General features: G+C 60.3%; 21 protein-coding genes and 1 tRNA gene. 17 read left to right on the top strand and 5 right to left on the bottom strand.

The window, feature by feature from the left end; all coding sequences use genetic code 11:
• The first annotated feature begins 1 nt into the window (after nt 1).
• From hisI to B552_RS0122800, 8 genes are all read left to right on the top strand, one after another.
• On the top strand, nt 2-409 hold the full coding sequence (gene hisI, locus B552_RS0122835; protein WP_026035959.1) for a phosphoribosyl-AMP cyclohydrolase: 408 nt from the start codon (nt 2-4) through the stop codon (nt 407-409).
• Nucleotides 406-774, top strand: coding sequence for a phosphoribosyl-ATP diphosphatase (locus B552_RS0122830; RefSeq protein ID WP_019451378.1), 369 nt, complete (start codon nt 406-408; stop codon nt 772-774). The genes hisI and B552_RS0122830 overlap by 4 nt, the downstream gene beginning before the upstream one ends.
• Before the next feature lie 56 nt (nt 775-830).
• A complete protein-coding gene (locus B552_RS0122825; protein ID WP_019451377.1) occupies nt 831-1223 on the top strand; it encodes a membrane protein in 393 nt (130 codons plus the stop codon).
• A gap of 76 nt (nt 1224-1299) precedes the next feature.
• Complete coding sequence (locus B552_RS0122820; RefSeq protein WP_019451376.1) at nt 1300-1656, top strand: histidine triad nucleotide-binding protein; 357 nt, start codon at nt 1300-1302, stop codon at nt 1654-1656.
• A gap of 163 nt (nt 1657-1819) precedes the next feature.
• Entirely contained in the window at nt 1820-2047 is a 228-nt protein-coding gene (tatA, locus tag B552_RS0122815) for a Sec-independent protein translocase subunit TatA (RefSeq protein WP_008643065.1), read from the top strand.
• 99 nt (nt 2048-2146) lie between these two features.
• Nucleotides 2147-2644 carry a Sec-independent protein translocase protein TatB gene (tatB, locus tag B552_RS0122810; protein ID WP_019451375.1) on the top strand — a complete coding sequence of 166 codons (498 nt, stop codon included), beginning with the start codon at nt 2147-2149 and terminating at the stop codon, nt 2642-2644.
• Nucleotides 2645-2646: 2 nt separating this feature from the next.
• Nucleotides 2647-3429, top strand: coding sequence for a twin-arginine translocase subunit TatC (tatC, locus tag B552_RS0122805; protein ID WP_019451374.1), 783 nt, complete (start codon nt 2647-2649; stop codon nt 3427-3429).
• A gap of 254 nt (nt 3430-3683) precedes the next feature.
• Nucleotides 3684-4829, top strand: a complete 1146-nt coding sequence (locus tag B552_RS0122800; RefSeq protein ID WP_019451373.1) for a porin — start codon at nt 3684-3686, stop codon at nt 4827-4829.
• 478 nt (nt 4830-5307) lie between these two features.
• On the opposite strand, the gene B552_RS0122795 is transcribed toward B552_RS0122800, so the two are convergent.
• Entirely contained in the window at nt 5308-6504 is a 1197-nt protein-coding gene (locus B552_RS0122795) for a Do family serine endopeptidase (protein ID WP_019451372.1), read from the bottom strand.
• Between the two features lie 20 nt (nt 6505-6524).
• On the opposite strand from B552_RS0122795, the gene B552_RS0122790 reads away from it, so the two are divergent.
• Nucleotides 6525-7271, top strand: coding sequence for a Nif3-like dinuclear metal center hexameric protein (locus tag B552_RS0122790; RefSeq protein ID WP_026035958.1), 747 nt, complete (start codon nt 6525-6527; stop codon nt 7269-7271).
• Nucleotides 7272-7292: 21 nt separating this feature from the next.
• Here the strand turns inward: B552_RS0122790 and mscL are convergent, their stop codons facing one another.
• Nucleotides 7293-7733: a large conductance mechanosensitive channel protein MscL gene (gene mscL / locus B552_RS0122785; RefSeq protein WP_019451370.1), complete on the bottom strand. Its 441-nt coding sequence runs from the start codon at nt 7731-7733 to the stop codon at nt 7293-7295.
• A gap of 219 nt (nt 7734-7952) precedes the next feature.
• Between mscL and petA the strand changes: the two genes are divergently transcribed.
• The 6 genes from petA to B552_RS0122755 all read left to right on the top strand — a co-directional run bounded on the left by petA (nt 7953) and on the right by B552_RS0122755 (nt 12279).
• Nucleotides 7953-8570, top strand: coding sequence for a ubiquinol-cytochrome c reductase iron-sulfur subunit (gene petA, locus B552_RS0122780; protein WP_026035957.1), 618 nt, complete (start codon nt 7953-7955; stop codon nt 8568-8570).
• A gap of 2 nt (nt 8571-8572) precedes the next feature.
• Nucleotides 8573-9976 carry a cytochrome bc complex cytochrome b subunit gene (locus B552_RS0122775; protein ID WP_019451368.1) on the top strand — a complete coding sequence of 468 codons (1404 nt, stop codon included), beginning with the start codon at nt 8573-8575 and terminating at the stop codon, nt 9974-9976.
• 37 nt (nt 9977-10013) lie between these two features.
• Nucleotides 10014-10757, top strand: a complete 744-nt coding sequence (locus tag B552_RS0122770) for a cytochrome c1 (protein ID WP_019451367.1) — start codon at nt 10014-10016, stop codon at nt 10755-10757.
• Between the two features lie 256 nt (nt 10758-11013).
• On the top strand, nt 11014-11625 hold the full coding sequence (locus B552_RS0122765) for a glutathione S-transferase N-terminal domain-containing protein (protein WP_008643086.1): 612 nt from the start codon (nt 11014-11016) through the stop codon (nt 11623-11625).
• A 31-nt stretch (nt 11626-11656) separates the two neighbouring features.
• Entirely contained in the window at nt 11657-12151 is a 495-nt protein-coding gene (locus tag B552_RS0122760) for a ClpXP protease specificity-enhancing factor (protein ID WP_019451365.1), read from the top strand.
• A gap of 52 nt (nt 12152-12203) precedes the next feature.
• A tRNA-Thr gene (locus B552_RS0122755) sits at nt 12204-12279 on the top strand.
• Nucleotides 12280-12368: 89 nt separating this feature from the next.
• Here B552_RS0122755 and B552_RS0122750 read toward each other — a convergent pair.
• Nucleotides 12369-13760 (bottom strand): diguanylate cyclase, encoded by a 1392-nt coding sequence (locus tag B552_RS0122750; protein ID WP_237718332.1) that lies wholly within the window; start codon nt 13758-13760, stop codon nt 12369-12371.
• A gap of 199 nt (nt 13761-13959) precedes the next feature.
• Here B552_RS0122750 and B552_RS29285 point away from each other — a divergent pair, with 199 nt between their 5' ends.
• A complete protein-coding gene (locus B552_RS29285; protein WP_237718330.1) occupies nt 13960-14295 on the top strand; it encodes a hypothetical protein in 336 nt (111 codons plus the stop codon).
• 135 nt (nt 14296-14430) lie between these two features.
• Here B552_RS29285 and B552_RS0122745 read toward each other — a convergent pair whose 3' ends face one another.
• On the bottom strand, nt 14431-14928 hold the full coding sequence (locus tag B552_RS0122745; protein ID WP_019451363.1) for a M48 family metallopeptidase: 498 nt from the start codon (nt 14926-14928) through the stop codon (nt 14431-14433).
• Between the two features lie 41 nt (nt 14929-14969).
• The gene (locus tag B552_RS0122740; protein ID WP_019451362.1) at nt 14970-15194 is read right to left on the bottom strand and encodes a hypothetical protein; all 225 of its coding nucleotides are present in this window, start codon (nt 15192-15194) and stop codon (nt 14970-14972) included.
• A 140-nt stretch (nt 15195-15334) separates the two neighbouring features.
• Between B552_RS0122740 and ettA the strand changes: the two genes are divergently transcribed.
• The gene (gene ettA / locus B552_RS0122735; RefSeq protein WP_019451361.1) at nt 15335-17002 is read left to right on the top strand and encodes an energy-dependent translational throttle protein EttA; all 1668 of its coding nucleotides are present in this window, start codon (nt 15335-15337) and stop codon (nt 17000-17002) included.
• Nucleotides 17003-17058 lie beyond the last annotated feature (56 nt).

The following is a 17058-nucleotide window of genomic DNA, read 5'->3' as shown; positions in this document are numbered from 1 at the left end:
CATGGCGAAGAAGTGGCTGAACAAGGTGAAGTGGGACGACAACGGCCTGGTGCCGGTGATCGTCCAGGAAACAGGTTCCAATGATGTGCTGATGTTCGCGTATATGAATCGCGATGCACTGCAGCGCACCGTGGAACTGGGCGAGGCCGTGTTCTGGTCGCGCTCGCGCAAGCGCCTGTGGCACAAGGGCGAGGAATCCGGCCACGTGCAGAAGGTGCATGAGATTCGTCTCGATTGCGACGAGGATGTGGTGCTGCTCAAGGTCACGCAGATCGACAGCATCGCCTGCCATACTGGCCGTCACTCGTGTTTCTTCCAGAAGTTCGATGGCGATGTGGAGTCCGGCGACTGGCAGACCGTCGAGCCGGTGCTCAAGGATCCCTCCACGATCTACGCGGCCAAGCCATGAGCGGCAATCTCTCCCAGGCCGACGTGCTGGCGCGCGTGGCGGCCACGCTGGAATCTCGCAAGCCCGAGAACGGCGGCGACCCGGAGAAATCCTACGTCGCCAAGCTGTTCAAGAAGGGTGACGACGCGATCCTCAAGAAGATCGGCGAGGAAGCCACCGAGACCGTGATGGCCGCCAAGGACGCGCGCGCCGCCAATCTGACCGATGACGCCGTGAACAAGGTGGTCTACGAGGTGGCCGACCTGTGGTTCCACTCGATGGTGCTGCTGGCGCACTTCGGCAAGACGCCCGAAGACGTCGTCAATGAACTGGCGCGCCGCGAAGGGATGTCCGGCCTGGTCGAGAAGGCAAGCCGCAAAGAGTAGGATAAGAGTCACGCCGCCCGGAACGGTCCGGGCACGGCTTAATGTTGGAGGCCACGATGGCGACGGACTACACCTCGCAAGTCACGACGACCGCAGACGCGGACAAGCTCGATGGATTGCGCAAGCTCACGCATATTCTTTATGCGCTTTACGCCGTCCACTGGTTTACCGGTGGTATCACCGCGCTGATCGCAATCATCGTCAACTATGTCAAGCGCGATGACACGCGTGGCACGCTCTACGCTTCGCACTTCGCATGGCAGATCCGCACATTCTGGTGGTCCATCGTCTGGTTTTTGGTGGGCGGCTGCATGTTCCTCACGGTATTGCTGTTTCCGTTCGCGATCGGCCTGTGGAGTGTCCTGTCATTGTGGATGCTGTATCGTATCGTCAAGGGCTGGCTGTACCTGAACGACCGCAAGCCAATGTATCCGGACGAGCAGTTCTGAGTCGTCTAATGAAGAAGGGGGCCAGTACGTTCGAGCATTCCCCGGGATTGTCAGGACATACTGCAACAAGAACTCAATGAAATCCCAGGACAATTGCATTTTCTGCAAGATCGTGGCCGGCCAGATTCCTGCGAACAAGGTGTATGAGGATGAAGAACTGCTGGCGTTTCACGATATCCATCCCAAAGCGCCGGTACACTTCCTGCTGATTCCAAAGTCACATGTCGATTCACTGGCCGATTGCGGGCCCGGCGAATCGGATGTGCTTGCTAGAATGATGCTCAAGGTGCCTGAACTGGCGCGTCAGGCCGGCTGCCACAATGGATTCCGGACGGTGATCAACACCGGCACGGACGGTGGACAGGAGGTATTCCACCTCCACATCCACGTGATGGGCGGCCCGCGCAACCAGTGGAAGGCGCCGGCACCCTGATCCGATCGGGGTAGTCATGGCATGAACGGGCCGGGACACCGCGACTGGTGTCGTGGCCCGATGTCGCGTCGGGAACCGTCGCCCGGCGTGGCCTTTGATGGACGGAAATTTCGGGGCCGGGCGCATTGACCACTGACGCCCGCGGCTTTATCAGGAGCAAGAAATGGGTTCGTTTAGCATTTGGCATTGGCTGATCGTGCTGGTGATCGTCATGCTCGTATTCGGTACCAAGAAGCTGCGCAATATCGGCCAGGATCTGGGCGGTGCGGTGAAGGGCTTCAAGGACGGCATGAAGGAAGGCAACACCGACGAGCCGGCAGCTCCGGCCAAGGAACTGCGCGATTCCACCACCATCGACGTTGAAGCCAAGGAAAAGTCGCGTCAGCAGTAATCGGCTGACAGTAACCTCCTTGCCTGTCACTCTTGCGGCTGCCGTCGCCACGTGCGTTGCGACGGCTCGCCATTCCCGTGTCCCTGTTCTGATGTTCGCATGATCGATCTCGGCATTTCCAAGCTGGCACTGATCGGCGCCGTGGCGCTGATCGTGATCGGCCCCGAGCGCTTGCCGAAAGTGGCGCGGACTGTTGGCGCGCTGGTTGGCCGCGCGCAGCGCTATATCAACGACGTCAAGGCCGAAGTCAGCCGCGAGGTGGAACTCGATGAGCTGCGCAAGATGCGCACCGAATTCGAAAACGCCGCGCGCGACGTCGAACAGTCCATCCACAAGGAAGTCAGCGAGCATACCCAGGCGCTCAACGAAGCGCTGAGCGGCACAACTGCGTCGGCGTCTTCCGACGCCGGCTATGTGCCGAGCTGGAGTGCCGCGCACAAGACGCACAATGGCCGCAAGAGCTGGCGCGTCAAGCAGGGTGCCCGACCGCTCTGGTTCAAGCGCCAGCAGAACACGCGCGTGTGGGTGCAGTCCGGCGCTGCCCGCGTGAAGCGCCACCGGCCCGCCAGTGGCCGCAACCGTTCCTTCTTCGAGTAAGCATGGCGGGCTCCACAGATCCCAACGACGAATCCCAACAGGAAACCTTTATCTCCCACCTGATCGAGCTGCGCGAGCGGCTGGTCAAGGCGGTGGCGGGGGTGATCATTGTCTTCGTGGCCATGGTCTACTGGGCGCCGCAGATCTTCAACCTGTTCGCGGCGCCGCTGATGCAGTCGTTGCCGAAGGGCGGACGCATGATCGTCACGGACGTCACGGGGTCGTTCTTCGTGCCGATGAAGGTGACGATGCTGGTGGCGTTCCTGCTGGCATTGCCCTGGGTGCTTTACCAGATCTGGCAATTCGTGGCGCCGGGTCTCTACCAGCACGAGAAGAAACTGATCCTGCCGCTGGTATCGAGCAGCTACGTGCTGTTCCTTTGCGGCGTGGCCTTCGCGTACTTCCTGGTGTTCCCGACCGTGTTCCACTTCATGGCGCACTACAACGCGCCGCTTGGCGCGGACATGTCGACGGACATCGACAAGTACCTGAGTTTCGCCATGACGATGTTCCTGGCTTTCGGCATCACGTTCGAAGTGCCGGTGGTGGTGATTGTGCTGGTCAAGTTCGGCGTGGTCGAACTCGACAAACTCAAGCAGATCCGCCCATACGTGATCGTCGGAGCATTCATCATCGCCGCCGTGGTTACGCCACCGGATGTGATGTCGCAGCTGTTGCTGGCCGTACCCCTGATAGCGCTGTACGAACTTGGGCTGCTGATGGCCCGCTTCGTCTCGAAACAGTCGCTTGGCGCACCTGCCGAGGGTGAAACCCAGGCGGACTGAGTCTCCAGGCCGTTAGTTAACGGCCTGCAGGCATCAATCTGAATGCCGACTCCTGCACCATTTTGGTGAAAATCTCCCCAATTGCTGTTGCTTCATCACAACAAGATGTGTCGGTAAACCGCGTTTACGGCGAAAAACACTTCTGGCGAGCAAGGGGGGTGACACATAATACGATCCAGACGTGAATGTGAATGCGTCGCCCAAACACTTGGGCAACCAAGATTTCCCAATCAGTTGACAAGGAAAGTGTCGATATGAAGATGAAACTGTTTGCTGCTGCCGTGGCCGCCCTGGCCGCCGGTGGCGCCTATGCCCAGTCGAGCGTGACCCTGTACGGTGTGGTTGACGCTGGCGTCGAATACTCCAACCACGCCCAGACGAGCTCGTCCAGCCACGACGTCGTGCGCCTGAACTCGGGCGGCATGTCGGGCAGCCGTTGGGGCCTGCGTGGCGTTGAAGACCTGGGCGGTGGCCTGAAGGGTATCTTCGTGCTGGAAAGCGGTTTCAACATCGATACCGGTACGTCGGGCCAAGGTAACCGTCTGTTCGGTCGCCAAGCCTTCGTGGGTATGGGTAGCCAATACGGCCAACTGACCCTGGGCCGTCACCAGACCCCGTTCTATGACTTCGGTCTGGCCTACGACCCGATGGCCATTTCGTCGAACTACTCGATCACGGCTCAGGCTCCGGAATTCCAGTCGCGTGCCGACAACTCGATCAAGTACATCGGTACGTTCGGCGGCCTGACCGGCTCGCTGCTGTATAGCACCGGCACGAACACGGGTGCTACGTCGGCTTCGGTCTACCAAGGTATCAACGGCGAAGTTCCGGGCAACTACCACCTGGGCCGCGAAATGAGCGCGAGCCTGTCGTACACCGGTGGCCCGTTCTCGGTCGGCGCGATCTATGACGAAACCAACGCTGGTATCGCAGCTGCTGACGGCGCCAAGATCCGCCGCGCTTCGGTTGCTGGTACGTACGCCTTCGGCCCGGCCAAGGTGTTCGCTGGTTACCGTTACGCCCACGCCTTCGACGGCGCAGTTCTGCCCGGCGGTATCAACACCGTCGACGGTGCGAACAAGATTGCCAACGTTTCGAACCTGTACTGGCTGGGTATGGGTTACCAGCTGACCCCGGCTCTGTCGCTGACGGGTGCTGCGTACTTCCAAGACTTCCGCAATACCGGTGCCGATCCGTGGAGCTTCGTTGTGTCGACGGACTACGCTTTCTCGAAGCGTACGGACGCCTACTTCAACCTGGCCTACACGAAGAACAAGGACGGCTCGACCCTGGGCACGTCTTCGGCTAGCCCGGGTAGCCTGGGTGGTTCGGGCTTCGGCACGACGCTGGGTTCGTACAACCAGTTCGGCGCCATGGTTGGCCTGCGCCACAAGTTCTAATTTGACGCGGGTGTAAGCCCGCTTCAGATTGGCTGCAAAACGCCGGCATCCGAAAGGATGTCGGCGTTTTGTTTTTTTCGGCCGCTGCACGATGCTTTGCGTCGTAGAACTGGTGTGCGGCGCAGAGTCTTGGACACGGAGAACCAGAGGCCGTTTTCCGGCATCACTGCTGCAAGCTCGGGTTTCCTCACTCCTTTCCTGGCTTGGGTGTGGCTTTTTGAATCTGCACTTGGCCTACCTGCCTAGGCGCCTGGCTTGCCGTCCTGCAGGGCCGGGTGTTTGGTGCCTCAATGCAGAGGCTCACCTCAATGGCTGTTGCAAGGGCATGTTTGTCCAGACATGTCACCGATTTCCTCGGTCAACCCGCCGACAACCCATCGACAACGACGACACAAACAAAAAGCCCCGCCATCACTGACGGGGCTCTTCATCTCGGCATCCGAATCAACTGTGCACTAGCTGGACTTATCCAGCGAGCTTACTCTTCCTCATCCAGCGGCATTGCCCTGCGCGGCGGTGGCGGTCGCTTGCCGATCGTGACCGTAATTTCCGCCGGCTTGCCACGCCGGATTACCTTCATCTTCGCTTCGGCCCCGGGCTTCAACTGCGCAATCGCATTGAGCAGCGCGGTCGTATCCGATATCGATTGATTGTCGACGGATACCAATACATCGCCTGGCTTTACGCCAGCCTTGTCCGCCGGCCCACCTTGTACCACCGCGGCGATCAGCGCGCCCTCCTTGGCCTCGAGTCCGAAAGACTCGGCAATCTCGGGGGTCAGATCCTGCGGCTCCACGCCGATCCAGCCTCGTGTCACGCTGCCAGTGGAAATGATCGACTCCATCACCTGCTTCGCGGTCGATACCGGGATCGCAAAGCCTATGCCCAGCGAACCACCTGAGCGCGAATAGATCGCTGTGTTGATACCCAGCAGATTTCCTTGTGCATCGACCAGCGCACCACCCGAGTTGCCGGGGTTGATCGCCGCATCGGTCTGAATGAAATTCTCGAACGTGTTGATACCCAGGTGGCTGCGGCCAAGCGCCGACACGATACCCATTGTCACGGTCTGGCCGACGCCGAACGGGTTGCCGATGGCCAGTACCACATCACCGACCTTCACGTTCTCGATCCGGCCCAGCGTAATCGCCGGCAGTTCCTTGAGTGTGACTTTCAGCACGGCCAGGTCGGTCTCCGGATCGGAACCCACGACCTTGGCGTTGGCCTTGCGGCCATCGGTCAGCGCGACTTCGATTTCGTCAGCGCCATCCACCACGTGGTGGTTGGTTAGAATGTAACCCTCGGCGCTGACGATCACGCCCGAGCCCAGGCTCGATACCGGCTCCTGGCGCTCCGGCAGCCGATCGCCAAAGAAGAACCGGAACCACGGATCCTCGGCCTGCGGATTGTTGGGTGACCGCTTGGAGCCGTTCTTGCTGGTGAATATATTGACCACTGCGGGCATGGCCAGTCGGGCCGCCTCGCTGTAAGACCCTGGTGCCGCCGAACCCTCTATGCTGGGCACGACTTCCTTCAGTGCCACAATTGGCGATCCCGATTGCACGGCCACCCGCCCGCGCTGCAGCCACTCGGGTTTGAGCGTGGCCACGACGAACCACACGGCCAGTACAACCGTGACAGCCTGAGCGAAGAAAAGCCAGAAGCGGCGCAACATATTGGAGTTTTGAGCAGGAAATGAAAACAAAAGAGCTTGAATTGTACTTGAACGACCTGCTGGAAGTTCCCCGTTTCAAGGACTATTGCCCGAACGGGCTCCAAGTGCAAGGTCGCCCCGAGGTCACCCACATTGTCACTGGCGTGACGGCGAGTCTGGCGCTGCTCGACGCCGCGATCGAAGCTGGCGCCGATGCCATCCTCGTGCACCACGGTTATTTCTGGAAAAACGAGGATGCCCGCGTCATCGGCCAGAAGCATGCACGTCTGAAGCGGCTGCTGGTGGCCGACGTCAATCTGTTCGCCTATCACCTGCCGCTCGATAATCACGCGGAGCTTGGCAACAATGCGCAACTGGGGTTGCAGCTTGGCATTACGCCGACTGGCCGGTTCAGCGACGATCAACTCGGATGGACTGGCACGCTGCCGCAGCCGATGCCGCTCAGTGCGTTTGCAGCGCACGTGGGCGGGGTACTCGAGCGCGAGCCGCTTGCAATCGGTGATCCTGAGCAGATGGTCCGCACGGTGGGCTGGTGCACCGGCGGAGCACAAGGCTACTTCGCGGCAGCAGTGGCCGCGGGCGTGGATCTATATATTAGTGGGGAGGTGTCCGAGCCCACCACGCACATGGCGCGTGAAAGCGGCGTGGCCTATCTGGCCGCTGGCCACCATGCCACGGAGCGCTTCGGCATCCGTGCGTTGGGTGATCATCTGGCGCAACAGTTCGGGCTGCGCCACACCTTCATCGATATTCCGAACCCGGTCTGAGCCGGGACGGAATCTTTAGCCTCAGGCGCGCGGGGACTTCAGGCTGTCGCGAATTTCGCGCAGCAGAACGATGTCCTCGGGCGGCTCGACAGGCTTCGGAGCCTCCGCTTCCTTCTCGCGCATCTGCATCTTGTTGAAGCCGCGGACCATCAGGAAGATGATGAACGCGAGAATGACGAAATTGACCACGATGGTCAGAAAATTGCCGTAGGCAAATACAGGAACGCCCGCTTTCTTCAGCGCATCGAGCGTATGCGGGACACCTGCGGGCGGATCGGCCAGCATGACGAACATGTTGGAAAAGTCCAGCTTCCCAACTATGCGGCCAATCACCGGCATGATCAGGTCATTGACGACCGAATCGACAATCTTGCCAAATGCCGCACCGATGATGACACCGACTGCCAGGTCGATGACATTGCCGCGCATGGCAAATGTTCGGAACTCGCTCAACATTCCCATAGGACTATTCTCCGTTTTGTTGTTCCAGATTAACGTCTGAGTTTGACAAAGACTGCATCATCGCACCCTCGAGTGCAAGTCTGGATGCGGGAAACGCGCGCCCATGACCGATAAAAGCGCGGTCGGCTATAAGTAGTTCGCCTATCGTCGCCAGATGTGCCTCAGGTATAATTTTTTGTTGACGCAGGATTCAATTGATGACATCCCCTGGGGTTTGGAATGAGTGACCAGCAGAACGTGAAGAACGTCGACAAAGGTCGCCGCAATTGGTTGATCGCGACATCAGTCGCGGGCGGCGTAGGAGGCGTAGCAGTAGCAGTACCGTTTGTTAGTGCATTTGCACCATCTGAGAAAGCCAAAGCCGCTGGTGCGCCAGTCGAGGCAGATATCAGCGCGTTGAAGTCCGGTGAAATGATGACAGTGGAATGGCGTGGCAAGCCGGTCTGGATTCTGCGCCGTACTCCGGAGATGCTGGCATCTCTGAAACAGACGGACCATGAAGTCGCCGATCCCAATTCCGACGTCCCCTTCACGATGAAGACGCCGGATTACTGCAAGAACGAAACCCGTTCCCGCGCCGACCACAAGGACCTGCTGGTCGTGGTCGGCATCTGCTCCCATCTTGGCTGCTCGCCATCCGGCCCGTTCCCCGCTGGTGCGAATCCCCAGCTTGGCGCCGATCCCGGCTTCCTTTGCCCGTGCCATGGCTCGACCTTCGACCTGGCGGGCCGCGTCTTCAAGAACAAGCCGGCCCCGCAGAACCTTGACGTACCCCCGTACCAGTTCCTGACCGACACCAAGATCGTGATCGGCAAGGACGAGAAAGGAGAAGCCTGATCATGGCGGCCGAAAAAGAAGTCAAGACTACCGGGCTGCTGGGTTGGATCGACGCCCGCTTCCCCGCCACCCAACTCTGGGAAGATCACCTCTCCAAGTATTACGCACCGAAGAACTTCAACTTCTGGTATTTCTTCGGTTCGCTGGCGCTGCTGGTGCTGGTGATCCAGATCGTCACCGGCATTTTCCTCGTGATGAACTACAAGCCGGACGGCACGCTGAACGCCGCTGGTATTCCGGTGGCCTTCGCCAGCGTGGAATTCATCATGCGCGAAGTGCCGTGGGGCTGGCTGATCCGCTACATGCATTCCACGGGCGCCTCGGCGTTCTTCGTCGTCGTCTACCTGCACATGTTCCGCGGGCTGCTGTACGGTTCGTACCGCAAGCCGCGCGAACTGGTCTGGATCTTCGGCTGCCTGATCTTCCTGTGCCTGATGGCCGAGGCGTTCATGGGCTATTTGCTGCCCTGGGGCCAGATGTCGTACTGGGGCGCGCAGGTGATCGTGAACCTGTTCTCGGCGATTCCCGTGATCGGCCAGGACCTGTCGCTGTTCATCCGCGGTGACTATGTGGTGAGCGATGCCACGCTGAACCGCTTCTTCTCGTTCCACGTCATTGCCGTACCGCTGGTGCTGCTGGGCTTGGTGGTGGCGCACATCATCGCGCTGCACGAAGTGGGCTCCAACAACCCGGACGGCGTGGAGATCAAGGCGAAGAAGGACGAGAACGGCATACCGCTCGACGGCATCCCGTTCCATCCGTACTACTCGGTGCACGACCTGATGGGCGTGGCCGGCTTCCTGATCATCTTCTCGGCCGTCATCTTCTTCTTCCCCGATTTGGGCGGCTATTTCCTGGAAGCCAACAACTTCTTCCCGGCTGATCCGCTGAAGACGCCGCCGCACATCGCGCCGGTGTGGTACTTCACGCCGTTCTACTCGATGCTGCGCGCCACGACGTCGAACTTCCTGCCGATCCTGTGGCTGTTCTTCGCCTTCGTGCTGGGCATCGTGTTCCTGCGTAGCAAGGACAACCGCATCAAGATCGGCTCGGTGGTGATCCTGGCCATCCTCGCCCTCGGCTTCTGGCAGATCGACGCCAAGTTCTGGGGCGTGCTGGTGATGGGCGGCTCGGTGATCGTGCTGTTCTTCATGCCGTGGCTCGATTGCTCGCCGGTCAAGTCCATTCGTTATCGTCCCGCTTTCCACAAGACGATCCTGATCGTCTTCGTGGTGGTGTTCCTGGTCCTCGGCTACCTCGGCGTGCAACCGCCGTCGCCGGTGGGTGAAAAGGTGTCGCAGCTCGGTACGCTGCTGTACTTCGCCTTCTTCCTGACCATGCCGTTGTGGAGCCGTGCCGGCACATTCAAGCCGGTGCCGGAGCGCGTCACGTTCCATCCGCACTAAGACGCCGCGCGACCCTACAAGAGGACAAGGACAAAAGATGAAAAAGTTGCTTTCGATCTTCGCACTGGTCGGCGCATGCTTTGCAGCGCTGCCCGCGATGGCTTCAGAAGGAGGCTATCCGCTGGAGCCGGCACCGCTGGACACGAGCGACGTATCGTCGCTGCAGCGAGGCGCCAAGCTGTTCGTCAACTACTGCCTGAACTGCCACGGCGCATCGATGATGCGCTACAACCGGCTCAAGGGCCTGGACCTGACCGACGATCAGATTCGGCAGAACCTGCTGTTCTCGGCGGACAAGGTGGGCGACACGATGACCATCGCCATGCCGCCGAAGGATGCCAAGACGTTCTTCGGTGCAATCCCGCCGGACCTGTCTGTCATCGCCCGCGCCCGCGGCAACGACTGGCTCTACACGTACCTGCGCACGTTCTACCGTGACGAAGGCCGTGCCACGGGCTGGAACAACCTGGTCTTCCCAAGCGTGGGCATGCCGCACGTGCTGTGGGAACTGCAGGGCCAGCGCAGTGCCAAGTTCACCGAAGTGGAAGAGCACGGCGAAAAGGTGCACAAGTTCGCGGGCTTCGAGCAGATCACCCCGGGCAAGCTGAGCACGCAGGAATATGACCAGGCCGTGGCCGATCTGGTGAATTACCTGAACTGGATGGCCGAACCGGAACAAAGCCACCGCAAGCGCCTGGGCGTCTGGGTGCTGTTGTTCCTCGGCATCTTCACGGTATTTGCCTGGCGTCTGAATGCTGCCTTCTGGAAGGATGTGAAGTAAGCCTGAGTCGTTGACGGGCGATTTGTAACAGCCCGACGCGGTACGCCGAAGGGCCGGCGCGGTAGTTGCAGCAGTGCAGCACCGCGCCGGCCCTTCCGTTTTACGCGAATGTCGATCAGGCGCCACACCTGTATTTGTAACTAATTTGCTTTTCGATGGGCCGTTCTGACAGAATGTTTGCCCTGTCTGAACTAGCGCTGCCAAGTTCGCTGAATTTCTATCAATTTGGCGTACTTCACACCCAAGGAATCCAACCATGATGGTGTTGTATTCGGGTACCACTTGCCCGTTTTCCCAACGTTGCCGCCTTGTCCTGTTTGAAAAGGGCATGGACTTCGAGATTCGTGACGTTGACCTGTTCAACAAGCCGGAAGATATTTCGGTGATGAACCCGTACGGTCAGGTACCGATCCTCGTCGAACGTGACCTGATCCTGTACGAATCGAACATCATCAACGAGTACATCGACGAGCGCTTCCCGCACCCGCAGCTGATGCCGGCTGACCCGGTGCAGCGCGCCCGCGCCCGCCTGTTCCTGTTCAACTTCGAAAAGGAACTGTTCACGCACGTCTACGTGCTGGAGAACGAAAAGGGCAAGGCTGCCGAGAAGAACCACGAACGCGCCCGCGCCGCTATCCGCGACCGCCTGACGCAACTGGCCCCGATCTTCGTCAAGAACAAGTACATGCTGGGCGAAGAGTTCTCGATGCTCGACGTCGCGATCGCTCCGCTGCTGTGGCGTCTGGATCACTATGGCATCGAGCTGTCGAAGAACGCGGCACCGCTGCTGAAGTACGCCGAACGCATCTTCAGCCGCCCGGCCTACATCGAAGCACTGACCCCGTCTGAAAAGGTGATGCGTCGCTAAGACACATCCGACGCCGCCACCGCAAAGCGTAATGTCTGAAACATCCACCAAGCCCTACCTGATCCGCGCCATTTACGAATGGTGCACGGACAACGGCTTCACGCCGTATATCGCAGTCTTCGTCGACGGCAACACCAACGTGCCGCGCGAGTTCGTGAAGAACAACGAAATCGTGCTCAACGTTAGCTTCGACGCGACCAGCGGGCTCGATATGGGGAACGAGTGGATTGCGTTCAGCGCGCGCTTCGGTGGCGTCTCGCGCAAGATCGACGTGCCCGTGGACAATGTGCTGGCGATCTATGCGCGAGAGAATGGCCAGGGCATGGCGTTCCCGGTGGAGCGCAGCATCCCTGAAACCCAGGCCGCAACGGAGCGGGAAAACAATCCCCCGCCGAAGCTGGCCCCGGTCGACGCCGATACGCCTGTTCCTGTCACCACCGAAGAGGGCGGCCCCTCGGACGACGATCCCACTCCGCCTGTACCGCGCATCGGCGGCAAGAAGCCCTCGCTGAAGGTAGTCAAATAAGCCATCGTCAAAGCGCACCGCATGCAGTAGAATCGCGGTCTGCACCAAACATGCCGGCTTAGCTCATCAGGTAGAGCAGTTGATTTGTAATCATCAGGTGGCGGGTTCGAGTCCTGCAGCCGGCACCAGTTTCATGTGAAAAGGCCACGCGAAAGCGTGGCCTTTTTGCTTTTGGGCTCTGGATTGCATCAGGATTGCAATCCGGGGGGGGCTACATCTAGTCGATCTCCAGCCCTAACTCCCCCTCGATCCGATCCCGCCCATTTCTCTTTGCCCGATAAAGCATGACATCGGCCTGCCTGATCAGTCCGGAAAGATCGTCGCCTACGTCCTCGCGCGGGCCGACGGCGATCCCTACGCTGATGGTCATGCCAAATGATCGGGCATTTTCCAGTTCAACGCGGATCTCCCCAAGTCGCTCCTTCAGCCGCTCCGCCAGCGATAGCGCGTCTGCGGCCGTCTTCACCAGAGAAACCACGGCAAACTCCTCTCCGCCAAATCGGGCCGCGAGGTCCTGCGCCTGCAACGCGTCCTGGCATACCCGGCCGACAATCTCCAATGCCCGATCCCCGGCAATATGCCCATACGTGTCGTTAATGCGCTTGAAATGGTCGATATCGAACATCACCAGTGCCAGGTACGGCCTGGTGGCGTCCGCTGCGGCACACATCGCAACAGCCCGCGCTTCCAGCGCACGGCGGTTCAATAGCTGTGTAAGGGAATCCGTCTCCGCCATGGTTGTCAGCTGGGCGATCAGCCGCTGGCGATCCTGTTCCAGCTGTTGCCTGTCGACGCTGTAGCGTTTGAGCGTGTGAACGGCCTCGAGCAGCGCGCGAATCTCGCCGTGGTAGTGGCGCGGTGGCGGGACGCCGACCGAGAGATTGCCGTTTGCGATAGCAAGGATCGATTTTGTGGCAGCGGAGAACGGTTCCAGGATTCGTCGGCGAAACAGCGAATACAGCCAGACCATGATCCCCAGCAGCGCAAATGCAAAAGCCGATGCACCGATCAGCAGCATTAGCGTGATGTCGCGGTTCCGGTGTAATCGCGTGTGGGTTTGGTCCAGGATCTCGTCGCGCAACTCGACGATTGGCTTCATGGTCGGCACATACTTTTCGGCGAATTCGCCGGTCGATACCTGCGCGCCTGCGGGGAGATTTGCCAGGCCGTAAACCCTGGCTACGTAACCCAGCCCACCTTCGCCATAGGCGTTGTCCACGCGGCGTACTGCCTCGGGTGCCAGGGTGGGGTGGTTGTTGGCGTGCGTTGCCAGCAGCCTGCGCAGTTGCTCGACGCGCCCCTTGCTGATGAAAACCTGCTGTTGCTCTGCTTCCGTCAGGCGCCGGTTCGAAGCGAGCGCACCCGTGAAGCGTGAGCCGAGCAGGCCTGCCTGTTCGCGCAGGGTGGCGCTGAGGCGGGCCATTTGCAGGTAGTTCAGGACGGCAGCATCGCCGCTGACAATATCTTCGATGGTGGCATCGGCGATGCCGGCAATGATCGGGATGTCGTCCGCCATGTGGTTGACGACGTTGTCGAGTGCTTCCGCCGCACGGGCAGGTCGGGGCAGCAGCATGACCTTGTCGGCATGCTTGCGTGCTTCGGCAAGCACGGTGCCCGCACGCGTGGTCGTGTCGGCTAGCGCAGCGCAATGCCGGCAGTGGCTTGCCTTGATTGCGGCGCCGAGGTTGCGCAGGCTGGCATCGCTTTCCACTCGTGCCCGGCGCAGCGCCGCGATGCGCGGCGCTGGCGTCGGCAGGTCCTCACCCAGTGCCGCGTTCATCGGGCCGCGCTCTGCCGAGACCTTTTCCATGGCCAACAGTGCCGCGCGGAAGATCCGGAAGTCTGCGACGGCCTGGTCGCTACTGGAAAATTCTTGCCACTGGTGGGAAATCAGCCAGGCCGACAGCAACAGCATGACAAGGCAAGCCCCGGCGGAGACTTTCAGGAAGCGCTGGCTGACAGAATCTTGCGGATTTGCTGCGTCGAGCTTGTCTGATCGCCCGGTCATTGCACACATAAGCCTTGAAAACCGAACCTGTAACGCCTGGGACCTGGCAACGGGGAAGCAGAAACTCTCGGTCTGCCATGCGGAATTGGAAGTGATCTCTCTCTTCAGAGCCCCAATCCAATCCGATATCGGCTAAGGAGGCAAGTTTCTTGATGATTTGCGATGCGGATCCTGTGCCCGGGTGTCGCTTTTTACCCATCGTCATACGCGGGCATGAGATGCGGGGGCGCTTTGGGCGCTTTGCGGGGGCAGGGGGAAACCGGACGGCAAATCACGCGCCGCCGCTTTTCTCCATTTCGCGCCACGCCAGGAACAACCGCGTATCGAACTCAAGCTGGTGATATTGCGGCTCCATATACTCGCAGAGCCGATAGAACGCCTTGTTATGGTCGCTCTCTTTCAAATGCGCGAGTTCGTGTACGACGATCATGCGCAGGAATTCGGGTGGCGCTTCCTTGAACAGGGAAGCCACACGGATTTCCTTCTTGGCCTTGAGCTTTCCGCCCTGCACGCGCGAGATCGCCGTGTGCAATCCCAGCGCGTGCTGTGCCGTGTCCAGCCGCGCGTCATAGCCCACCTTGTGCAGTGGCGGCGCGCTGCGCAGGTATTCCTGCTTGATTTCCGAGGTGTAATCGTAGAGCGCGCGGTCGGTCTGGATCGTATGGCGCTCAGGGTAGCGTCGGGCGATATGGTCGCCCAGACGCCCGGCAGCCATCAGTGCCCGCACCTGGTCGAGCACGTTGGGCGGATAGCCGCCCAGGAAACGCATCGGGTCTTTCGCGCCCGGGCGCCACGCTTCATTCACGTTGGTCAGTGATGATGGTGATGGTGGTGCATCCAGCTGTTATCGACCGAATTCACGAACGACTCGACGGCATCCTTGTCGCCAATCGCGTGGCGCATCATTTCGCCGCATTTGCAGAAGCCCTGGTACGGCAGGATGTGCGAGCACGCCGAGGTCTTTTGCAGGTACAGCGTGACGGGTTTTGTGCACTTCTTGCACTTGAATCGGAGGGTCAGGGCGGCTTTGCTCATGGGTTCAAAACGAATCTGGTTCGGCTGCGAAACCGGCCATTGTACCGGCCATGCCCGATTTCAGCCGGTGTGGCCCCGGTGCCGCCCGCCCGTTTGCTACACTCCCGCCATTCCCAGCAATCCAACCGAACACGCACCCCATGGCACAGTACGTATTCACCATGAACCGCGTGGGCAAGATCGTTCCGCCCAAGCGTCACATCCTCAAGGACATCTCGCTGTCCTTCTTCCCCGGCGCCAAGATCGGCGTGCTGGGCCTGAACGGCTCCGGCAAGTCCACGCTGCTGAAGATCATGGCCGGTCTCGACAAGGAGATCGAAGGCGAAGCCACGCCGATGCCGAACCTGAACATCGGCTACCTGCCGCAGGAACCGCAACTCGATCCCGAGCAGACCGTGCGGGAATCCGTGGAAGAAGCGCTTGGTGGCGTGTTCGAAGCGCGCAAGAAGCTCGACGAAATCTATGCCGCCTATGCCGAGCCCGATGCCGACTTCGACGCGCTGGCCGCCGAGCAGGCAAAGTACGAGGCAATCCTGGCCGCCAGCGATGGCAATAACGCCGAGCTGCAGCTGGAAATCGCCGCTGACGCGCTGCGCCTGCCGCCGTGGGATGCCAGGATCGGCAATCTGTCCGGTGGCGAGAAGCGCCGTGTGGCGCTGTGCCGCCTGCTGCTGTCGCGTCCTGACATGCTGCTGCTCGACGAACCGACCAACCACCTCGACGCCGAATCGGTGGACTGGCTCGAACAGTTCCTCACGCGCTTCCCGGGCACCGTGGTGGCCGTGACCCACGACCGCTACTTCCTCGATAACGCCGCCGAGTGGATTCTGGAACTGGACCGCGGCCATGGCATTCCCTGGAAGGGCAACTACAGCTCGTGGCTGGACCAGAAGGAGCAGCGCCTGAAGCAGGAAGAGGCCAGCGAATCGGCCCGCCAGAAGGCGCTGCACAAGGAACTGGAGTGGGTGCGCCAGAACCCGAAGGGCCGTCAGGCCAAGTCGAAGGCGCGTCTGGCCCGTTTCGACGAACTGAACAGCCAGGAATACCAGAAGCGCAATGAAACCCAGGAAATCTTCATCCCCGTGGGTGAGCGCCTGGGTAACGAGGTCATCGAGTTCGACAACGTCAGCAAGGGTTTTGGCGATCGCATGCTGATCGAAAACCTGAGCTTCAAGGTGCCGCCGGGCGCCATCGTCGGCATCATCGGCCCGAACGGCGCCGGTAAGTCGACGTTCTTCAAGATGCTGACGGGCAAGGAACAGCCGGACAGCGGCGAGATCAAGATCGGGCCGACGGTGAAGATGGCCTTCGTCGACCAGAGCCGCGATGCGCTGGACGGCACCAAGACCGTGTTCGAGGAAATCTCGGGCGGCTCGGACATCCTGACCGTGGGCAGGTACGAAACGCCGTCGCGCGCATATATCGGCCGTTTCAACTTCAAGGGCGGCGACCAGCAGAAGCAGGTGGGTACGCTGTCAGGCGGCGAACGCGGCCGTCTGCACATGGCCAAGACGCTGATCGCCGGTGGCAACGTGCTGCTGCTGGACGAACCGTCGAACGACCTGGACGTTGAAACGCTGCGCGCGCTGGAAGACGCGCTGCTGGAATTTGCCGGCTGCGTGATGGTGATCTCGCACGATCGCTGGTTCCTGGACCGTATCGCTACCCACATCCTGGCCTTCGAAGGCGATTCGCATGTGGAGTTCTTCCCGGGCAACTACCAGGAATACGAAGCCGACAAGAAGAAGCGCCTTGGCGAAGAGGCGGCGAAGCCGAAGCGTATTCGCTACAAGCCGATCATGCGTTGATCAGTACGGTGGACGGGGTGGCTCCCCTCTCCCACTTTGAACTGACCCCCAAAAGT

Source organism: Cupriavidus sp. BIS7, from assembly GCF_000292345.1.
Taxonomy (GTDB): Bacteria; Pseudomonadota; Gammaproteobacteria; order Burkholderiales; family Burkholderiaceae; genus Cupriavidus.
Note: the sequence above shows the minus strand (reverse complement) of the source record. Positions and strands in the feature narration are given on the sequence as shown.

Excerpts from the sequence above, each read along its gene's own strand:
- B552_RS0122770 (WP_019451367.1), top strand. The coding sequence starts at position 10,014 with ATGAAAAAGTTGCTTTCGATCTTCGCACTGGTCGGCGCATGCTTTGCA.
- B552_RS0122775 (WP_019451368.1), top strand. The coding sequence starts at position 8,573 with ATGGCGGCCGAAAAAGAAGTCAAGACTACCGGGCTGCTGGGTTGGATC.
- B552_RS0122765 (WP_008643086.1), top strand. The coding sequence starts at position 11,014 with ATGATGGTGTTGTATTCGGGTACCACTTGCCCGTTTTCCCAACGTTGC.
- B552_RS0122745 (WP_019451363.1), bottom strand. The coding sequence starts at position 14,928 with ATGCGTTTCCTGGGCGGCTATCCGCCCAACGTGCTCGACCAGGTGCGG.
- B552_RS0122800 (WP_019451373.1), top strand. The coding sequence starts at position 3,684 with ATGAAGATGAAACTGTTTGCTGCTGCCGTGGCCGCCCTGGCCGCCGGT.
- hisI (WP_026035959.1), top strand. The coding sequence starts at position 2 with ATGGCGAAGAAGTGGCTGAACAAGGTGAAGTGGGACGACAACGGCCTG.
- B552_RS0122795 (WP_019451372.1), bottom strand. The coding sequence starts at position 6,504 with ATGTTGCGCCGCTTCTGGCTTTTCTTCGCTCAGGCTGTCACGGTTGTA.
- B552_RS0122740 (WP_019451362.1), bottom strand. The coding sequence starts at position 15,194 with ATGAGCAAAGCCGCCCTGACCCTCCGATTCAAGTGCAAGAAGTGCACA.
- tatA (WP_008643065.1), top strand. The coding sequence starts at position 1,820 with ATGGGTTCGTTTAGCATTTGGCATTGGCTGATCGTGCTGGTGATCGTC.
- B552_RS0122790 (WP_026035958.1), top strand. The coding sequence starts at position 6,525 with ATGAAAACAAAAGAGCTTGAATTGTACTTGAACGACCTGCTGGAAGTT.
- ettA (WP_019451361.1), top strand. The coding sequence starts at position 15,335 with ATGGCACAGTACGTATTCACCATGAACCGCGTGGGCAAGATCGTTCCG.
- B552_RS0122760 (WP_019451365.1), top strand. The coding sequence starts at position 11,657 with ATGTCTGAAACATCCACCAAGCCCTACCTGATCCGCGCCATTTACGAA.
- B552_RS29285 (WP_237718330.1), top strand. The coding sequence starts at position 13,960 with ATGGCCAACAGTGCCGCGCGGAAGATCCGGAAGTCTGCGACGGCCTGG.
- mscL (WP_019451370.1), bottom strand. The coding sequence starts at position 7,733 with ATGGGAATGTTGAGCGAGTTCCGAACATTTGCCATGCGCGGCAATGTC.
- tatC (WP_019451374.1), top strand. The coding sequence starts at position 2,647 with ATGGCGGGCTCCACAGATCCCAACGACGAATCCCAACAGGAAACCTTT.
- B552_RS0122825 (WP_019451377.1), top strand. The coding sequence starts at position 831 with ATGGCGACGGACTACACCTCGCAAGTCACGACGACCGCAGACGCGGAC.
- B552_RS0122820 (WP_019451376.1), top strand. The coding sequence starts at position 1,300 with ATGAAATCCCAGGACAATTGCATTTTCTGCAAGATCGTGGCCGGCCAG.
- tatB (WP_019451375.1), top strand. The coding sequence starts at position 2,147 with ATGATCGATCTCGGCATTTCCAAGCTGGCACTGATCGGCGCCGTGGCG.
- petA (WP_026035957.1), top strand. The coding sequence starts at position 7,953 with ATGAGTGACCAGCAGAACGTGAAGAACGTCGACAAAGGTCGCCGCAAT.
- B552_RS0122830 (WP_019451378.1), top strand. The coding sequence starts at position 406 with ATGAGCGGCAATCTCTCCCAGGCCGACGTGCTGGCGCGCGTGGCGGCC.